Source organism: Streptococcus suis, assembly GCF_046032535.1.
GTDB classification, from domain to species: Bacteria; Bacillota; Bacilli; order Lactobacillales; family Streptococcaceae; genus Streptococcus; species Streptococcus suis_AK.
Genome location: NZ_JARQPL010000001.1, coordinates 89,574 through 108,292 on the forward strand (window position 1 = coordinate 89,574; position 18,719 = coordinate 108,292).

Annotated in this window: 16 protein-coding genes; 15 read left to right on the forward strand and 1 reads right to left on the reverse strand. The window is 43.0% G+C overall.

Annotation, left to right across the window (positions count from 1 at the left end):
- Positions 1-11 precede the first annotated feature (11 nt).
- The 13 genes from uidA to P7J58_RS00485 all read left to right on the forward strand — a co-directional run bounded on the left by uidA (position 12) and on the right by P7J58_RS00485 (position 16,771).
- Positions 12-1,811 carry a beta-glucuronidase gene (gene uidA / locus P7J58_RS00425; protein WP_408555336.1) on the forward strand — a complete coding sequence of 600 codons (1,800 nt, stop codon included), beginning with the start codon at positions 12-14 and terminating at the stop codon, positions 1,809-1,811.
- Between the two features lie 45 nt (positions 1,812-1,856).
- Positions 1,857-2,573, forward strand: coding sequence for a FadR/GntR family transcriptional regulator (locus P7J58_RS00430; RefSeq protein WP_408555335.1), 717 nt, complete (start codon positions 1,857-1,859; stop codon positions 2,571-2,573).
- Positions 2,574-2,696: 123 nt separating this feature from the next.
- On the forward strand, positions 2,697-3,317 hold the full coding sequence (locus P7J58_RS00435; RefSeq protein WP_408555334.1) for a bifunctional 4-hydroxy-2-oxoglutarate aldolase/2-dehydro-3-deoxy-phosphogluconate aldolase: 621 nt from the start codon (positions 2,697-2,699) through the stop codon (positions 3,315-3,317).
- Position 3,318: 1 nt separating this feature from the next.
- On the forward strand, positions 3,319-4,719 hold the full coding sequence (gene uxaC / locus P7J58_RS00440) for a glucuronate isomerase (protein WP_408555333.1): 1,401 nt from the start codon (positions 3,319-3,321) through the stop codon (positions 4,717-4,719).
- Between the two features lie 13 nt (positions 4,720-4,732).
- Entirely contained in the window at positions 4,733-5,833 is a 1,101-nt protein-coding gene (locus P7J58_RS00445) for a mannonate dehydratase (RefSeq protein WP_408555332.1), read from the forward strand.
- Between the two features lies 1 nt (position 5,834).
- The gene (locus P7J58_RS00450; protein WP_253215301.1) at positions 5,835-6,674 is read left to right on the forward strand and encodes an SDR family oxidoreductase; all 840 of its coding nucleotides are present in this window, start codon (positions 5,835-5,837) and stop codon (positions 6,672-6,674) included.
- Positions 6,674-7,474: an HAD family hydrolase gene (locus P7J58_RS00455; protein WP_408550944.1), complete on the forward strand. Its 801-nt coding sequence runs from the start codon at positions 6,674-6,676 to the stop codon at positions 7,472-7,474. The genes P7J58_RS00450 and P7J58_RS00455 overlap by 1 nt, the downstream gene beginning before the upstream one ends.
- A 363-nt stretch (positions 7,475-7,837) precedes the next feature.
- Positions 7,838-9,628, forward strand: a complete 1,791-nt coding sequence (locus P7J58_RS00460; RefSeq protein WP_408555331.1) for a glycoside hydrolase family 3 protein — start codon at positions 7,838-7,840, stop codon at positions 9,626-9,628.
- A 10-nt stretch (positions 9,629-9,638) separates the two neighbouring features.
- Entirely contained in the window at positions 9,639-11,363 is a 1,725-nt protein-coding gene (locus tag P7J58_RS00465) for a glycoside hydrolase family 3 protein (RefSeq protein ID WP_408555330.1), read from the forward strand.
- Between the two features lie 455 nt (positions 11,364-11,818).
- On the forward strand, positions 11,819-12,862 hold the full coding sequence (pheS, locus tag P7J58_RS00470) for a phenylalanine--tRNA ligase subunit alpha (protein WP_024403151.1): 1,044 nt from the start codon (positions 11,819-11,821) through the stop codon (positions 12,860-12,862).
- Positions 12,863-13,527: 665 nt separating this feature from the next.
- On the forward strand, positions 13,528-14,049 hold the full coding sequence (locus P7J58_RS00475; RefSeq protein WP_408555329.1) for a GNAT family N-acetyltransferase: 522 nt from the start codon (positions 13,528-13,530) through the stop codon (positions 14,047-14,049).
- A gap of 1 nt (position 14,050) precedes the next feature.
- Complete coding sequence (gene pheT / locus P7J58_RS00480) at positions 14,051-16,450, forward strand: phenylalanine--tRNA ligase subunit beta (protein ID WP_408555328.1); 2,400 nt, start codon at positions 14,051-14,053, stop codon at positions 16,448-16,450.
- 54 nt (positions 16,451-16,504) lie between these two features.
- Entirely contained in the window at positions 16,505-16,771 is a 267-nt protein-coding gene (locus P7J58_RS00485; RefSeq protein ID WP_205032946.1) for a DUF2087 domain-containing protein, read from the forward strand.
- Between the two features lie 20 nt (positions 16,772-16,791).
- Here the strand turns inward: P7J58_RS00485 and P7J58_RS00490 are convergent, their stop codons facing one another.
- Positions 16,792-17,094, reverse strand: a complete 303-nt coding sequence (locus P7J58_RS00490) for a hypothetical protein (RefSeq protein ID WP_408555327.1) — start codon at positions 17,092-17,094, stop codon at positions 16,792-16,794.
- A 190-nt stretch (positions 17,095-17,284) separates the two neighbouring features.
- Here P7J58_RS00490 and P7J58_RS00495 point away from each other — a divergent pair, with 190 nt between their 5' ends.
- Together P7J58_RS00495 and P7J58_RS00500 are read left to right on the forward strand one after the other, a co-directional pair.
- Positions 17,285-18,028, forward strand: a complete 744-nt coding sequence (locus P7J58_RS00495; RefSeq protein ID WP_408555326.1) for a polyphosphate polymerase domain-containing protein — start codon at positions 17,285-17,287, stop codon at positions 18,026-18,028.
- Positions 18,015-18,692, forward strand: coding sequence for a DUF4956 domain-containing protein (locus P7J58_RS00500; RefSeq protein WP_408555325.1), 678 nt, complete (start codon positions 18,015-18,017; stop codon positions 18,690-18,692). The genes P7J58_RS00495 and P7J58_RS00500 overlap by 14 nt, the downstream gene beginning before the upstream one ends.
- The last annotated feature ends 27 nt before the right edge of the window (positions 18,693-18,719 follow it).

The following is an 18,719-nucleotide window of genomic DNA, read 5'->3' on the forward strand; positions in this document are numbered from 1 at the left end:
AAGGAAAAAGTATGTTGTATCCAATACAGACAAAAACACGCTCAGTTTATTCTTTAAATGGAATATGGAAATTTAAGCAAGGGAACAATGATGTTCATACTCTGTTAGATACAGATGAAGTAATGGTTGTACCAAGTTCTTTTAATGATCTTGTTGTTGATAAGGACAAACGTCGTTTTGTCGGAGATAATTGGTATGAACTGATGGTAGCTCTTCCAGTAGTAGCTGATGATGAAGAGTTGGTTGTGCGTTTTGGTTCGGTGACACATCAGGCCAAAGTCTATGCAGATGGTCAGCTAATCGGGGAGCACAAGGGTGGTTTCACACCTTTTGAATGCTTGATTCCATCAAACTTATACGACGCTGACCAATTCCGTTTGACAGTCTGTGCAAATAATGAGTTGAATTACACAACCCTTCCAGTAGGGAATTATAGTGAAGAAGTGGATGAGAATGGTCAAATTGTAAAGACAGTCAAGGAAAATTTTGACTTTTTCAACTATGCTGGTATCCAGCGGACAGTCCATCTCTATAAACGTCCAAAAAATAGGATTGAGGATATTGTTATTCGGACTGAGCAAAATCAAGATTTGACTCAGGCAGTAGTAAATGTTGATGTGAAGACAATTGGGCAGTACGATTCCATCCGTATGTCTATTTTAGATCAAGAGGGACAGGAAGTAGGTCTTCTTGAAAATGGACAAATGGTCATTGAACATCCACGCCTTTGGGAGGTCTTGGATGCCTATCTCTATACTGCTAAAGTTGAATTATTTGACGGAGAAAACTTGCTAGATACCTACTCAGAACAATTCGGCATTCGTAGTGTTGCGGTTGAAAATGGGCAGTTTTTTATCAATGGAAAACCGTTCTATTTCAAGGGATTTGGTAAACATGAAGATACCTTTATTAATGGTCGTGGTTTCAATGAAGCAGCCAATCTGATGGATTTGAACTTACTGAAGGATATTGGAGCAAATTCTTTTAGGACTTCCCATTATCCCTATTCTGAGGAAATGATGCGGCTGGCAGATCGCTTGGGAATCGTTGTCATTGATGAAGTGCCAGCAGTCGGTCTGTTCCAGCTTTTCAATGCAGCCTTGAATTTGACAGGTGATTCTGAAGAAGTAAAAAACACTTGGGAAGTTATGCAAACCAAGGAAGCTCATGAGCTGGTTATTGATGAATTGATAGCGCGTGATAAGAACCATCCATCTGTAGTGATGTGGGTTGTCGCCAATGAACCGGCAGGGCATGAAAAGGGAGCACGTGCTTACTTTGAACCTCTGATTCAGCGCATGAGGGACAGAGATCCTTCTAAGCGTCCTGTGACCTTGGTCAATATTATGACAGCAACGCCTGATAAGGATGAGGTTATGGATTTGGTCGATGTTGTCAGTCTCAATCGTTATTATGGTTGGTATGTTGCTCATGGTGACTTGAAGGCGGCAGAGAAAGGGCTCCGTCAAGAGTTGGAGACTTGGCAAAAACTTTATCCTGACAAGCCGATTTTGATGACGGAATATGGTGCAGATACTCTTCCAGGCTTGCATTCGATGTGGGATATTCCTTATACAGAGGAATTTCAGGTGGATTACTATGAGATGAACCATCGAGTCTTTGATTCTATTCCTAATTTGGTTGGTGAGCAGGTCTGGAATTTTGCTGATTTTGAAACCACGGTTGGTATCATTCGGATTCAAGGAAATCATAAGGGGTTATTCTCACGGAATCGTCAACCGAAGCAAATTGTTAGAGAAATAAAGAAACGTTGGACTGCCATTCCAAACTACCATTATAAGAGGAAATGAGCTATAATAGTAGCAAATAGAAAGTTGTATTGGAGGACCAAGCACATGGCGAAACCCTTGGTAGAAAAAGCATCGGAACGCTTATTGGAATTGATTTTGGAAAGAGGATATGAAGTTGGTGACAAGCTTCCAAATGAGTATGAATTGGCCCAAGATTTAGAAGTTGGACGTTCGACTGTTCGTGAAGCTGTTCGAAGTTTGACTACTCGAAATATTCTGGAGGTGCGCCAAGGGTCGGGAACCTATATCAGCTCTAAAAAAGGAGTATCAGAGGATCCCTTAGGTTTTTCTTTGGTAAGAGACCGTGTGAAGTTGACGACGGATTTGTTTGAGGTGCGGTATTTGCTTGAACCGAGAATTGCGGAGCGTGTCGCTCAGTTTGCTTCGGACGAAGATATTGCTCGACTAGAAGAAATTGTCCTTGCTATTGAAGAGGCCGTTGCAGCTGGAGACACGAAGCATCTGGAGTTGGATGTGAAATTCCACTGTATGCTAGCTGAGATGAGTGGGAATCTGGCAATGACTAGTCTGATGCCTGTCATTAATCAATCTATTCATCTGATCAATGAAAATTATTCAAATCGTCAGATGAAATCGGATAGTTTACAGGCCCACAGGAACATCTTAATGGCTATCAAGCAACGCCACCCTGTTGCGGCTTATGACAGCATGTTAGCACATATTATATCGGTAAGACAGGTTGTTTTAAGCGAATGGTTCGATAAAGATATGACCTTGCATGGTCTCAATGATCATAAATAGAAATACAAAATAGACTGCCTAGAAGAATTCTTCTGGGTATTTTTTTGCTTTTTTATTGACAATTCATCTGATGAATTGTATACTAAAACTATAAATGACAACGCTTTCTAATTGGAGGTCAAGATGTTAAAGCAATTAAAAGAAAATTACTTTTTCGCAGTGATTCGCGGAAAAGATGAAGAAGATGCGAAAGAAATCGCTTGCCATGCGATTTTGGGAGGTATTCGAAATATTGAAATTACATTTTCGACTCCAAATGCAGCGACAGTGATCAAGGAATTACAAGAGGAGTTCTCAGACGATTCTTCCGTAGTCATCGGGGCGGGAACAGTAATGAATCTTAAGCTGGCACAAGCGGCCATTGATGCAGGGACTAGTTTCCTGGTTAGTCCTCATTTTGATAAAGAAATTCAAGACTTGGCGCAAGAGGCTGAGGTACTCTACTTTCCAGGCTGTGCAACTGCAACAGAGATTGTCACAGCTAGTCAGGCGGGATGTCCTATTATCAAGCTTTTCCCTGGTGGCGTGTTGGGGCCTGGATTTATCAAGGATATTCACGGTCCTATTCCTGACGTAGATTTGATGCCTTCAGGCGGAGTGTCAGTTGAAAATGTTGCAGATTGGAAAAAGGCAGGCGCTTGTGCTGTTGGAGTCGGTTCAGCTCTGGCAAGTCGAGTGCAGGCTGAAGGCTATGAAAGTGTAACGACGATTGCTCGCAGTTTTGTTGCAGCTTTGGAGGGATGAAATGAGTTTTAATGATAAAAACTTTATGCTAAAAAATGAGCCTGCTAAGGAGCTTTACGGGAAAATAGCAGAACTTCCTATCTATGATTTCCATTGCCACTTGGATCCTAAGGAAATTTTTGAAGATAAGGTTTATGAAGATATTGTTGATCTGTGGCTGGGGGGTGACCATTATAAGTGGCGCTTGATGCGGGCAAATGGTATCTCAGAGGAAGAAATCACAGGTTCAGCAAGTAAATTAGATAAGTTTAAGGCTTGGGCAAGAACCTTGGAACGGGCTTTCGGAAATCCTCTCTATCATTGGAGTCATTTGGAATTGCGACAGGTTTTCGGTGTTGAGGAATTGTTGACCGAAGAAAATGCAGAGCGACTCTATCATCAGCTCAATGGCTATTTACAAGAACATCAAATGAGTCCACGGAAACTGATTGCGGATGCTAGGGTGACCTTTATTGGGACAACTGACCATCCACTAGATAGTTTGGAATGGCATAAGCGCTTGGCTGAGGACCCAACTATAGATACTGTAGTGGCACCAACTTTTCGTCCCGATGAAGCCTTTATAGAACATCGAAATTTCAATTCATTTATTAAACGCTTGGAGGAAGTAACAGGGATAGCAGTAAGAGACTTTGCAAGTTTTGTAGAGGCACTTGGTCAGCGCGTTTCCTATTTTGCTCAACACGGTTGCCGAGCAAGTGACATTAGCTTTACGGCTATTTCATACGAAGAAGCAAGCCTTGAAGAGCTTGATGATATTTTACTAGCAAGACTTGCAGGGAAAGAGGCTGGCCAATCCAGTATCAATAAATGGCAGACTGCCATCTTTAGAGAACTGTGTCGACTGTACAAGAAACATGGTTTTGTGACACAAGTTCACTTTGGTGCCTTACGGAACAACCATACAGGACTGTTTGAAAAACTTGGAGCAGATGTAGGTGTGGATTCGATTGGCGACCAGACATGTCTGACTGTGAATTTGAATCGTTTGTTAGATAACTTGGTCAAGGAAAATGCCCTTCCAAAAATGATTTGGTACAATCTCAATCCAAGTTACAACATTGCTCTGGCCAATACTTTGGCGAATTTCCAGTCCAATGAGGAAGGGCTTCGTAGCCAGCTACAATTTGGTGCTGGTTGGTGGTTCAATGATACCAAGTTGGGCATGATTGACCAGATGAATGCCTATGCAGAACAGGGTATGCTTGCTAATTTTGTTGGTATGTTGACAGATTCGCGTAGCTTTTTATCTTATCAACGGCATGATTATTTCAGACGCATTTTAGCGACCTATGTTGGACAATGGATTGTTGATGAAGAAGTGCCTGAAGATTACAATCGTTTAGGGCGGTTTGTAGAAGCCATATCCTATTACAATGCCAAAGAATTTTTTGAACAATAAAGGAGAGTAAATCATGAAAATGTCATTTCGATGGTATGGGAAAAAGGATCCTGTGACACTTGAGGAGATTAAGGCGATTCCTGGTATGCAGGGAATTGTGACTGCTGTCTATGATGTGCCAGTTGGTCAAGCTTGGCCCCTTGAAAACATACTAGAGCTGAAAAAAATGGTAGAAGAGGCAGGACTTGAAATTACTGTTATTGAATCCATTCCTGTCCATGAAGACATCAAACAAGGGAAGCCAAATCGTGATGAGTTAATCGAAAACTATAAAACTTCCATCCGTAATGTCGGGGCTGCAGGTATTCCCGTTGTATGCTACAATTTCATGCCTGTGTTTGACTGGACCCGTTCAGACTTGCATCACCCACTTCCAGATGGATCGACCTCTTTAGCTTTCCTTAAATCTGATTTAGCAGGTGTTGATCCTGTGGCGGATGATTTGAACTTACCAGGTTGGGATTCATCCTATTCCAAGGAAGAAATGAAGGCTATTATCGAAAATTATCGTCAGAATATTTCCGAAGAAGATTTATGGGCGAATTTGGAGTATTTTATCAAAGCGATTATGCCAACGGCTGAGGAGGCTGGCGTCAAAATGGCCATTCACCCTGATGATCCTCCCTACGGAATCTTTGGTTTACCGCGCATCATCACTGGTCAAGAAGCCGTTGAACGATTTTTGAATCTCTATGATTCAGAGCACAATGGAATTACCATGTGTGTCGGATCCTATGCTTCTGATCCGAAAAATAATGTCCTTGCCATGACAGAATATGCTCTCAAACGCAATCGCATCAATTTTATGCATACGCGCAATGTGACGGCAGGTGCTTGGGGCTTCCAAGAAACTGCACATTTGTCACAGGCTGGTGACATTGACATGAACGCTGTTGTTAAATTATTGGTAGACTATGACTGGACTGGTGCCTTGCGTCCAGACCACGGTCGTCGTATCTGGGGAGACCAGACCAAGACACCTGGTTATGGTCTGTATGACCGAGCCCTTGGGGCAACCTACTTTAACGGTCTCTATGAAGCCAATATGCGAGCAGCAGGCAAGACACCAGATTTTGGAATTACAGTCAAAACAGTTGGAAATAAGGAGAGCTAATATGTCACGTGTTATTGAGTTTAAGGATAAGGTCGTTGTTATTACAGGTGCAGGAGGCGTTCTTTGTGGCTATTTGGCAAAAGAATTTGCTAAGGCAGGTGCAAAGGTTGCGCTTTTGGACTTGAATGAGGCTGCGGCTCAGGTCTTCGTTGATGAGATTGCAGCAACAGGAGGCGTTGCGAAAGCCTATAAATCTAACGTTCTTTCTAAGGAGAATTTGGAAGAAGTTCGCCAGCAAGTCCTAGCAGATTTTGGTCCTGTAGATATATTAATCAATGGTGCAGGAGGAAATAATCCCAAAGCGACAACGGACAATGAATTCCATGAGATTGGACTGCCAGCTGATACCAAAACTTTCTTCGACTTGGATGAAGCAGGTATCAACTTTGTGTTCAATCTAAATTATCTAGGAACCTTATTGCCAACACAGGTCTTTGCACAGGATATGATCGGTCGCTCTGGAGCAAATATTATCAATATTTCCAGCATGAACGCTTTTACTCCTTTGACAAAAATTCCAGCCTATTCAGGTGCCAAGGCTGCTATTAGTAATTTTACCCAATGGTTAGCAGTCCATTTTTCAAAAGTTGGCATCCGTTGTAATGCGATTGCGCCTGGATTCTTGGTTACCAACCAAAACCGTGGTTTGCTGTTTGATGAGGCAGGTCAACCGACCGCACGTGCCAACAAGATTTTGACCAATACACCAATGGGACGGTTTGGTGAAGCCGAAGAGTTGGTCGGAGGAGTCTTCTTCTTGGCAGATGAGAATTTGGCAAGTTTTGTCAATGGTGTTGTTTTACCGATTGACGGTGGCTTCTCAGCCTATTCAGGAGTCTAATGATGAAGATGGAATACGTATTTTGTGTGGACTCTGATGGCTGCGCCATGGACACCATGACCTACAAACATAAACTTTTTTTCGGCCCCTTGGCTGCAGATGTTTTTGATGTCAAAGATAAAGAACCGTTTTTAGCTGAATGGAATCGAGTTAATCTGTACTCGCGAGAACGTGGCATTAACCGTTTTGTAGGCTTAGTCAAAGGCCTAGAATTTGCAGGTGTGACGGGTATAGACAACTTGAAAAATTGGGTCGCGACCACAGATTCTTTGTCAAATGCTTCTCTGGAAAGATTGATAGAGGAGCAGCCGTCTAAAGATTTGGAACTCGCTTTAAAATGGTCCACTCAAGTCAATCAAGCCATTAAGCAGTATAGCGGTCCTGTTTTAGCCTTCATCGGCGTTCACAAGGGCTTGGAAAAATTGAGCCAGTTAGGAAAAGTCTACGTTGTTTCTTCTGCTAATAAGGAAGCAGTAGAAGAAGAGTGGACAGACCAAGGTTTGATGGACTATGTTACAGAATTGTACTGTCAAGACCGTGGTAAGAAAGAAGATGTCATCAAACTGTTAATAGAGGAAGGGTATTGTCCTGATAAGATTATGATGATTGGTGACTCGCCTGGTGATTTAAAGGCAGCGGAATTGAACGGTGTCCATTTCTATCCTATTTTAGTAGGACGAGAGATGCAATCTTGGACAGATTTGACAGAAAAAATTGCAGATGAATTTGCTCATCAAGCATTCACAGGTGAGAAAGAAACAAAATTGACACAGGCATTTTGGAATAATTTAGACGACTAGAGAGAAGGGGGAGCAGGAAAGAACTCGACCATTCAAAAAAGAGTTCGTCAACAAGTCTTTATTTCTAGTTGTTGAGCTGAAACAGTCTATCCCCAGACTGTTTCACTCCCACCCCCGCACAGCTCAAACTGTCTGGGAGACAGTTTGAGGTTGGAAATGGAGCGAACTTTGTTCGCAACTGTCGTAATGGTCAGATTTGGAGTGTAGTACACGAATTGCTGAGATTTGCTTCGCAAATCTTATCTCCAACCTTTAACAGTCCACTGGACTGTTAAAGCCAATCAACCACTGCGCTGAGATGTTGACACTAACTTTGAGAAGTAGTGTTAGGACTTTTTCTCAGTTTCTTTTTTGGAGGCAAATATGACACATTTAGTAGATTTACGGAAGAAACCTTACAGCCTTGACGAAGAGGCTATTTCTTGGATTGAAGAAACCATTGCTCAGATGACCTTGGATGAAAAAATCGGTCATCTCTTTGTCAACATGGGGAGCCAGCGGACGGAAGACTATCTGACTGGAGTATTAAATGATTATAAGATTGCTGCTGTTCGTTACAATCCTGGACCTGCTGCAGATATTTGGGAGCAAAACTATATTTTGCAGACCAAGTCTAAGATTCCCCTTTTGATTGCAGCCAATACCGAATCTGGTGGGAATGGCGCTGTTACGGATGGAACGAAAATTGGGGATGAAATCAAGATTGCTGCGACAGCTGATCCCCGCTATGCTTATGAAATGGGGAAAGTTGCAGGACTTGAAGCAGCTGCGGTAGGCTGCAATGCCTCCTTTGCACCGATTATGGACCTCAGCCGTAATTGGCGCAATCCAATCATTGCAAACCGAACTTGGGGAGCTAATGTAGACCAAGTCATTGAATTATCCAAAGAATACATGCGTGGCATTATGGAACACGGAATTGTGTCGTTTGCTAAGCATTTCCCAGGCGATGGTATTGATGAACGTGACCATCATCTTTCTTTTGCTTCGAATCCCATGACCAAGTCTGAATGGATGGAAACATTTGGACGGATTTACGGTGAGATGGCTGACGCAGGTCTTCCAGGTATTATGGCGGGGCACATTCATTTGCCAAATGTTGAGAAAGAAATGCATCCAGAACGTGAATTGGATGACATGTTGCCAGCTTCGCTGAATAAAACCCTCTTGGATGAGTTGCTTCGTGGAGAGTTAGGTTACAATGGTGCCATTGTAACGGATGCCAGTCACATGATCGGTATGACAGCATCTATGCCGCGTCGAGAGCTATTGCCTACAGCAATTGAGGCAGGATGTGATCTTTTCCTTTTCTTCAACGATCCAGAAGAAGATTTGCAATGGATGAAAGAAGGATTGGAAAATGGTCTGCTTTCTGAGGAACGCCTCCATGATGCTCTTCGTCGTACCTTGGGCTTGAAAGCTAAACTCGGTCTTCACTTGTTTGAAGGTCGTCGTCAGGAAATCATGTTGCCAAAAGAAGAAGCACTGGCTTTGATTGGTAGAGATGAGGCAAAACAGCTTGCAAAAGAAGTAGCTGACAAGGCGATTACCTTGGTAAAAGCCAAACAAGAAGGAATTTTCCCAGTCAATCCAGAACGCTACAAACGTATTTTGTTGGTAGAAGTAGATGGCTATAAGGGTGGTTTTGGCGCCATGATCAATGCTGGCAAGAAGAGAGCAGCCGATACGCTGAAAGAACTATTAGAAGCTCGAGGGCACCAAGTATCTATCTGGGAAAATACAGAAGCACGGATTGCTAAATTGCCAGAAGAAGAAAGACCGGCAGCGATTGCAAATGTCTATGCTTCCAAGCGTCCTATTGCGGAAATCACAGATAACTATGATTTGATTATCAATTTAGTCGATGTCAACTCAGGAGGGACAACTCAGCGGATTATTTGGCCAGCTGCCAAGGGAACACCAGACCAGCCTTTCTATGTTCACGAAATTCCAACCATTGTTGTCTCTGTTCAGCACCCATTTGCACTTGCAGATATGCCACAGGTTGCAACCTATATCAATGCTTACGATGGCTTGCCTGTCACATTAGAAGCCTTGGTTGCTAAACTAGCAGGAGAGTCAGACTTTACAGGAGTATCGCCTGTTGATGCCTACTGTGGCTTGGTAGATACACAGATTTGGCGCGGAAAATAAGGAGGAAAAGATGCCTAGATTAGTTGATTTGCGGAAGAAACCCTATTGTTTGAATGATGAGCAGATTGCCTGGGTAGAAGATACCTTGGCTCATCTGACTGATGAAGAAAAAATCGGTCAATTGTTTGTTAATCTATTCTTCTTCGGAGGGGATGCCTTTAGTGGAAATAATCTGAGTAATCAGGAATTGATGAACCGATACCATATAGGTGGTGCTCGTTATATGAACGGCAGTCCAGAACAGGTACAAGGACTGATTAACGAGTTGCAAAGCTATTCAAAAGTACCTCTCTTGGTTGCAGCGAACTGTGACTCAGGTGGAGATGGGGCTGTGAAAGGCGGAACCTATATTTCTTCAGGTGCTCAATCGGAAGCCAGTCGGGATCCTCGTATTCCCTACCTAGCAGGTCTCGTATCTGCGAGAGAGGAGACTGCATTAGGTGTAAATGTCAACTTTGATCCGTGCGTGGACATTGTTCAGAACTGGCGCAATACCATCGTCAATACCAGAGCCTACGGCACAAATGCGGATGATGTTATTGCCTATACCAGTGCCTATTTAGAAGGATTGACTGCTGAAAGAGATGTTATTCAATGCATCAAGCATTTCCCAGGAGATGGTACAGAAGAACGTGATCAGCACCTAGTCCTCGGTGTCAATGAGCTCTCTCCAGAAGAATGGGACAAGAGTTTTGGTCGTGTCTATCGTCATCATATTGAAGCTGGTGTTGAGATGATTATGGCGGGTCATATAGCCTTGCCATATTACCAACAACGACTCAACCCAACTTTGAAGGACGAAGACATTTTGCCTGCAACACTGGCTCCTGAATTGATTCAAGATTTATTGAAAGAAAAATTGGAATTCAATGGCTTGGTCATAACCGATGCCAGCCACATGTTGGGGATGACAGCAGCCATGCGTCGTGAAGACTACGTACCTGCAGCCATTGCTGCGGGTTGCGATATGTTCTTATTCTTCAATAACTTAGAAGAAGATTTTGAATTTATGCTCAATGGCTACCGCAAGGGAGTGATTACTGAAGAACGCCTTGATGATGCTCTCCGTCGCATTTTAGGTCTGAAAGCCAAACTCAATCTGCATGTCAAGCAAGCGGAAGGAACCTTACTAAAATCAGCTGATGAATTGGCTATTATCGGCTGTGAAGAACACTTGGCTTGGCAACGTGAAGCAGCAGATAAAGCAATTACGCTGTTGAAGGATACCCAGAAAAATCTTCCAATTAGTCCAGAAACCCACCGCAGAATCCGTTTGTATTACTTAGAAGGTGAAAAAGAAGGGATTATGGCGGCAAGTACAGAAGTGGTTGATAACCTTAAAGCTGCCTTGGAAGCGCGTGGTTATGAAGTGACTGTCAATGATGGTACGACTCGAATCAAAGGTAAAACGCTGCAATACCGAGAAGAAGTTGATTTAGCCTTGACTGTTGCCAATGTCATTGGATATGGAGCGCAGAATAATTACCGCATCCAGTGGAAAACGGCCATGTCCAATGAGGTTCCTTGGTATGTACATGAAGTTCCAACCGTTTTCGTTTCACTAAACTATACAACTCACCTTCACGATGTTACCATGGTCAAAACTGCTATCAATGCCTACCATCACAATAAAAATACTATCGAATCCCTCCTTGATAAATTAGAAGGAAAAGATGACTTCTATGGTGTGCCAAATGAGAATGTTTGGGCCAATAAATGGCAAGCAAAACTATAAAACTAAACTCCTTTCTATCCTAGATAGAGGGAGTTTTCTAGGAAGATTTCTTGCCAAACATTCTTATTTTTGATAGAATATTCTTAATTGAATAGAAGTCTGTGAGACTAGTACACCTATGGAAACTGCTCAGGGAGTTGAGCCGTGACTGCAAGCTCAATCAGTGAAAGTTGGTCGAATTCACTCACACAAGGACTTAGAACCTGTATTCACAGTTCAGCACTTCCATCTAAGGCTAGTTTTTCAGCTACTCATCGTTAGTTTTTTTCAAAATACAGTCAGTATTCCCTCAAAAAACTGCCTTGATTAGCGGAAAACCATCTCTTATGTGCAAGCACTTCACTTGTGAATATAGGTTCATAGAACTAAGGTCTGCCTTGCAGATGAAAACGGATGGTACCGCGTGACAACGCTCCGATACGAGTGGTGTCAAGCGTTTTTTTATTGGAGGAATTATGTCAAACATTGAACAACAGTTGGCTGAATTAAGCCAAACCACGCTTGAAAAGTTAAAAGAAATCCAGCACCAAGGAGAAAAAGAACTACAAGACCTGCGTGTTGCGGTTTTGGGTAAAAAAGGGTCTTTGACGGACTTGTTGAAAGGCTTGAAAGACCTGTCTAACGAAATGAAACCAATCGTTGGTAAACAGGTCAATGAAGTGCGTGATGTGCTGACAGCTGCCTTTGAAGAGACAGCTCAGAAGGTTGCAGCCGCAAAAATTCAACAACAATTAGCATCCGAAACCATTGATGTGACCTTGCCAGGTCGTCAGGTCAAGGTTGGAAAACGTCATGTCTTGACCCAAACTTCTGAGGAAATCGAAGATATTTTCTTGGGCATGGGCTTCCAAATCGTTGACGGGTTTGAAGTGGAAAAAGACTACTACAATTTTGAGCGCATGAATTTGCCAAAAGACCATCCAGCGCGTGATATGCAGGATACCTTCTACATCACAGAAGAAATCCTTATGCGGACCCATACGTCGCCTGTTCAGGCGCGTACCATGGACCAACATGATTTTTCTAAAGGTGCCTTGAAGATGATTTCGCCTGGACGTGTTTTCCGTCGTGATACGGATGATGCGACCCACAGCCACCAGTTCCACCAGATTGAAGGCTTGGTTGTCGGTGAAAATGTATCCATGGGCGATCTCAAAGGTACGCTTGAAATGATTATCAAGAAAATGTTTGGTGAAGAGCGTCAGATTCGCCTGCGTCCGTCTTACTTCCCATTCACTGAGCCTTCTGTTGAGGTGGATGTTTCCTGCTTCAAGTGCGGTGGTGACGGCTGTAACGTATGTAAGAAAACAGGCTGGATTGAAATCCTCGGTGCCGGCATGGTCCACCCGCAAGTATTGGAAATGAGTGGCATTGATTCGACCAAGTACTCTGGCTTTGCCTTTGGTCTTGGTCAGGAACGTATTGCCATGCTCCGTTACGGTATCAACGATATTCGTGGATTCTATCAAGGCGATGTACGATTCTCGGAGCAGTTTTAATCCGATACTCATAAATGGTGCTAAAGCACCTATTTATGAGACGACAGTCGCTATGGCGAACTGTCTAATCGTCTCACTAGTTCTAAGGTTGAAAAAATGTCGTTTTCAACCTTAGAACGTCGTAATCTCGCACTATTTAAGGTGTGGGAATCGCTGCTCTGCGACTTTCCTAGCTACCTTACTAGGCTTTCAAGCGAAAAATATCGTTTCGCTTGAAATCCGTCGTAATCCGATAAAGTTAGTAGATTGTTGATTGAGAGAAAGGGTAGCCGCTATGGCGGTCTACCTACTCCCCTCACTAGGTTTAGAGTTGAAAAAGTATCGCTTTCAACAAGAAACCGTCGGAATCCGATACTCATAAATGGTGCTGAAGCACCTATTTATGAGACGACAGTCGCTATGGCGAACTGTCTAATCGTCTCACTAGCTCTAAGGTTGAAAAAATGTCGTTTTCAACCTTAGAGCGTCGTAACTCCGCACGAGTAAGTGAAGGGGAATCGCTATTGAGCGATTTTCCTAGCTACCTTACTAAGATTTCATGCGAAAAATATCGTTTCGCTTGAAATACCGTCGTAATCTGATAAAGTTAGTAGATTGTTGATTGAGAGAAGCGGTAGCTGCTCTAGCGGTTTACTTAGTCCACTTAGGTAATGAAAGGCAATGAGATGAAAATTGATCCTATACAATTAGAAGAGGTTTCTGTTTTGCAGGAGTTGGCCAAGCAGACCTTTGCTGAAACCTTTGCCCATGATAATGATCCAGAAGAGCTGGAGGCTTTCTTCGAGGAGGCTTATTCCGTGGAGGTTTTGACAAGGGAGTTGTCTGATCCCAATTGCCAGCATTATTTTCTAAGAGTTGATGAACAGGTGGCTGGTTATCTCAAGCTCAACCAAGGTTCTGCCCAGACGGAGCAGGAGTTGGAAAATGCCTTTGAAATCCAGCGTATCTATCTCTTGCAGGCCTATCAAGGTCGCGGTCTTGGGAAGGTCTTGTTTGAATTTGCTTTGGAAAAAGCAGAGCAGTCTAGTTGTGACTGGGTCTGGCTGGGAGTTTGGGAACATAATTACAAGGCTCAGAAATTCTATTCCAAATACGGATTTGAAAAATTTGGCCAGCATGAATTTGCGGTCGGTGATAAGATTGATGTGGATTGGCTACTGAAACGGCCATTGCACCAGAAAGGATAATATGTTAGTAAGTTATAAATGGTTAAAAGAACTGGTTGACTTTGAAGCGACAAGCCATGACTTGTCTGAAAAAATGTCAACAACAGGAATTGAAGTAGAAGGTGTTGAGCAAAAGAGTGCTGGCCTTTCTAAGTTGGTTGTTGGTCAGGTTGTGTCTGCTGAGCCAATTCCAGATACTCACCTCAATATTTGTCAGGTCAATGTGGGTGAGGAAATCACGCAAATCGTTTGCGGTGCTCCAAATGTCAAGCCAGGCATCAAGGTGATCGTCGCTCTGCCAGGAGCTCGTATCGCTGGCAACTACAAGATCAAGAAAGGCAAAATCCGCGGAGTTGAATCCTTGGGTATGCTCTGCTCATTGAGCGAAATCGGCGTGTCCGACTCAGTTGTGCCGAAGGTCTATGCGGACGGAATCTACCACCTGCCAGAAGATGCAGTCGTGGGTGAGCCAGTCTTTTCATACCTGGACCTGGACGACGAGATTATCGAGCTGTCCATCACACCAAACCGTGCCGATGCCCTTTCCATGCGTGGCGTGGCTCACGAAGTGGCAGCTATCTATGACAGCAAGGTCAACTTCAAGCCTGTGGCCTTGGAAGAAAGCGATAAAAAAGCCAGCGATGTGATTGAAGTGGCCATTGAATCAGACAAGGTGACTGCCTACACGGCTCGTGTCATTGAAAATGTGACTATCGCACCAAGCCCGCAGTGGTTGCAAAATCTGCTCATGAACGCAGGTATTCGTCCACTTAACAACGTGGTCGACATCACCAACTACATCTTGCTCTACTTCGGTCAGCCAATGCACGCCTTTGACTTTGATAAGTTCGACGGCAAGAAAATCGTAGCTCGTCAGGCAAAAGAGGGTGAGAACTTGGTAACTCTTGACGGCGAAGAGCGTGACTTGATTACCGATGACATCGTTATTTCCGTTGCGGACAAGGCGGTTGCCCTCGGTGGTGTCATGGGTGGTGCTAACACAGAAATTGACAACAGTTCTAAGACCGTTGTGCTGGAAGCTGCCCTCTTTGACGGCAAGTCTATCCGCAAGACCTCAGGTCGCCTCAACCTTCGCTCTGAGTCTTCTTCTCGGTTTGAAAAGGGCATCAACGTAGCGACCTTGACGGAAGCTATGGATACAGCCGCTGCTATGATTGCGGAACTGGCTGGCGGTCAGGTCTTGTCTGGTATCATTTCTGCGGGTAGCGTGGACACATCGGATGTCCCAGTCACAGCAACTATTGATTACGTTAACCGCTCGCTCGGGACCAACCTCGACTATGCTCAAATCGCAGACATTTTCCGTCGTTTAGGGATGGAAACAACTGGCGATGCAAGTCAGTTCACAGTCGCAGTACCGCGTCGTCGTTGGGACATTCGCATTCCAGCAGACTTGGTAGAGGAAATCGCTCGTATTTATGGGTATAATAATCTGCCGACCACTCTTCCGAAAGAGGACGGAACAGCAGGTGAGCTGACCCTGACCCAGAACATCCGTCGCCAAGTTCGTAGCCTGGCAGAAGGTGCAGGTCTGACAGAAATCATTTCTTACGCTCTGACAACGCCTGAGAAGGCTGTGGAGTTTGCGGCTCGTCCAACCGCAGTCACCGAACTCATGTGGCCGATGACCGTTGATCGCTCTGCCCTTCGTCAGAACATGGTGTCTGGTATGCTAGACACAGTTGCCTACAACGTAGCGCGTAAGAACAAGAACTTGGCTCTTTACGAAATCGGTAAAATCTTTGAACAGTCTGGCAATCCAAAAGAGGACCTGCCACAAGAAATCAATAAGTTTGCCCTTGTCTTGACTGGTTTGGTAGCTGAGAAAGACTTCCAAACACCTGCTGTACCCGTTGATTTCTTCCATGCCAAAGGGATTTTGGAAGCTATCTTTGGTCATTACAAGTTGGCAGTTGACTTTGTAGCCACAAGTGAGATTGCGGCCTTGCACCCAGGTCGTACAGCTGAAATTCATTTGAATGGGGCGGTTATCGGCTTTGTCGGTCAGGTACACCCTCAAACGGCCAAGGATTACGGTATTCCTGAAACCTATGTGGCTGAAATCAATCTGGATGCGATTGAAGAAGCTCTCCAGCCTGCTCAGCCATTTACCGAAATCTCTAAATTCCCAGCGGTTAGCCGTGATATTGCCCTGCTTTTGAGCAGCGATGTCAAGCATCAGGATGTCCTGAATGCCATTGCTGGTGCTGGCGTGAAACGCTTGACTAAAGTGACCCTCTTTGATGTCTATGCGGGCAATAATATTGAGGCTGGTAAGAAGTCAATGGCTTACAACCTGACCTTCCAAAATCCTGCGGATAGCCTGACAGATGAGGAAGTGGCTAAGTATATGGAGAAAATTAGTAAGGCTTTGGTGGAGCTTGGTGCTGAAATTCGATAATTTGTAAATCTAGTCAAATCCTAGTCTGTGGGCTAGGATTTTTTGGAGGGAAGTATGAACACTCAAGATATTCAAGAAAAATTTTTCCGAGATGGGAAGTTGATTGTTATTCCGAAAAAGTTGAAAAGTAAGCAGGTCTTGTTTGCTTATTTACAAGAAGAGTTGGCTAAGAAAGGATCGACCTTCACTGAAAAAGAAGTCAACGCCTTTCTAGCTGAGATTTATGATGACTATGCTATATTGAGACGCTACATGGTGGATTATGGCTACTTATCGCGTGATCAGTATGGTTTGGAATACAGAATAGAAGAAAAGAGATGATTGCGGTCATCTCTTTTGTCTTACAAAATAAAAGGTTCAATCTTCAATTCGACTGCCTCACCATACTTAGCTAGTAAATCGTCTGCCAGGGGATGATAGAGTTCTCGTAGTTGTTCGATCTTGTCAGGGAATTGTTTGCCGATGTAGTCAAACTTGCATTCGATTGTTAAGAAAAGTTGGTGGAAGAGTTCGTTAATCTCATTCAAGCGGGTAATCATTTCTTCATCTTCTGCTAGAAAATCAGGGATTTCTGAGCGATTGTTAACAAAACCGTCGATGAGTTTTACGGGGAAAGAGCCGTATTCTAAGACAAATTCGTACATAGTTTTCTCCTTTGTTATCATTATGCTAATTGTAACACAGATCGAAATATGACAAAAGAATTTCAACTTAATTGCAGTTTAAGTTTTGTTTAATTTTATTTTCAGTTTCGTTTAAAGGTTGTTCAGTAAACTAAGTATTGTAAATGAGGCAGGCAACTGCTAAGAAGTTTTGAGATAAAGAGGGAAAAACATGAAAACTAGAATCGTACAAAAGCAGTTTAAGCGTAAAGAGACTAAATATATCGTTGATAAAAAAACTTTTGAACTTTTAGAAAAGGAACTTCGTCAGTACATGATGGCAGATGAATTTGCGACATCAACGATTACCAATATCTACTTTGATAATGAAGATTTCGATATGATTCAAGATTCACTTGCCAAAAAGAATGGACGTGAGAAGATTCGCATGCGTGTCTATGATGCGACACCATCTGAATCGAGTCAAGCCTTTCTTGAAATCAAGAAAAAAGAAAATAAAATTGGCTATAAATACCGTCTAACTTCAAACCCAGTTTCCGTAACAAATTATATCGAAAATGGGGTGATTGATTCTACAATCAAGGATGATAAGGTAACCTCAGAACTCGAAATGTTGAGAGAACGCTACGGCACAATTAAACCTAAAATGTATATTTACTATGATCGTGTTTCCTATAAAGGGATTGAAGATAGAAAAGTTCGACTCACAATTGACAAGAATTTGCTCTACCGCGATTATGATGTAGATGCCATGGAAGGTAAGTTTGGTAAAGACCTTTTGGATCCTACAAAAGTTATCATGGAAGTAAAGGTTCCTGAAGAACGACCAGAATGGTTGGTAGCCTTGCTTGAAAAATATCAAATTGAAAAACAATCATTCTCAAAATACGGCAATGCCTATAAACTTGCCCACAACATCACTGGAGAGGAAGTAAATCAACATGCAGTTGTTTAATAGCATTTTTTCAACAGCCAATAGCAGTATCACCTTAGCGCAGATGTCCATGGTTTTTGGAGTCAGTCTAGCCATGGGTATCCTACATGCGGCTGTGTATAAATACAAAGCCAATTACACGAAAGAATTCGTCATTACATTAAGCCTAATGCCAACCCTAATTGCTGTTATCATTGCCTTGGTAAATGCTAACTTGGGTGCAGGTGTTGCGGTTGCAGGGACCTTTAGTTTGATTAAGTTCCGTTCTGCTGCGGGTTCATCAAAAGAAATGTTGGCTATCTTGCTAGCGATGGCAATCGGTTTGGCAACGGGTATGGGATTCCTAGGTTTGGCGGTCTTTATGACTCTTGTTTTATCGGTATGTATCCTTATCTTTGAAAATAGTAGTTTTGCGCAAGTCAATCAAAATCGTCGTCACCTTTTGGTAACTGTACCAATGAATTTTGATTACGATCAATTTTTTGAAAAACAATTTGGTAAGTCTTGTAAGCAATCTGATTTAATTTCCCTCAAGTACAAAAAGAAAAAAGAAGCGCTTGTCTTAGAATATCAAGTCCTTCTTGATAAGAAAATTACAGACAAACGATTGGTCGATACAGTGCTATCAGCCGGTCCCTTGGATGTCGTATTGAATAAGCAAATGCCTAAGAAGAAATATTTGTAATATCAAAGAAGCCCTGAATTGCGAACC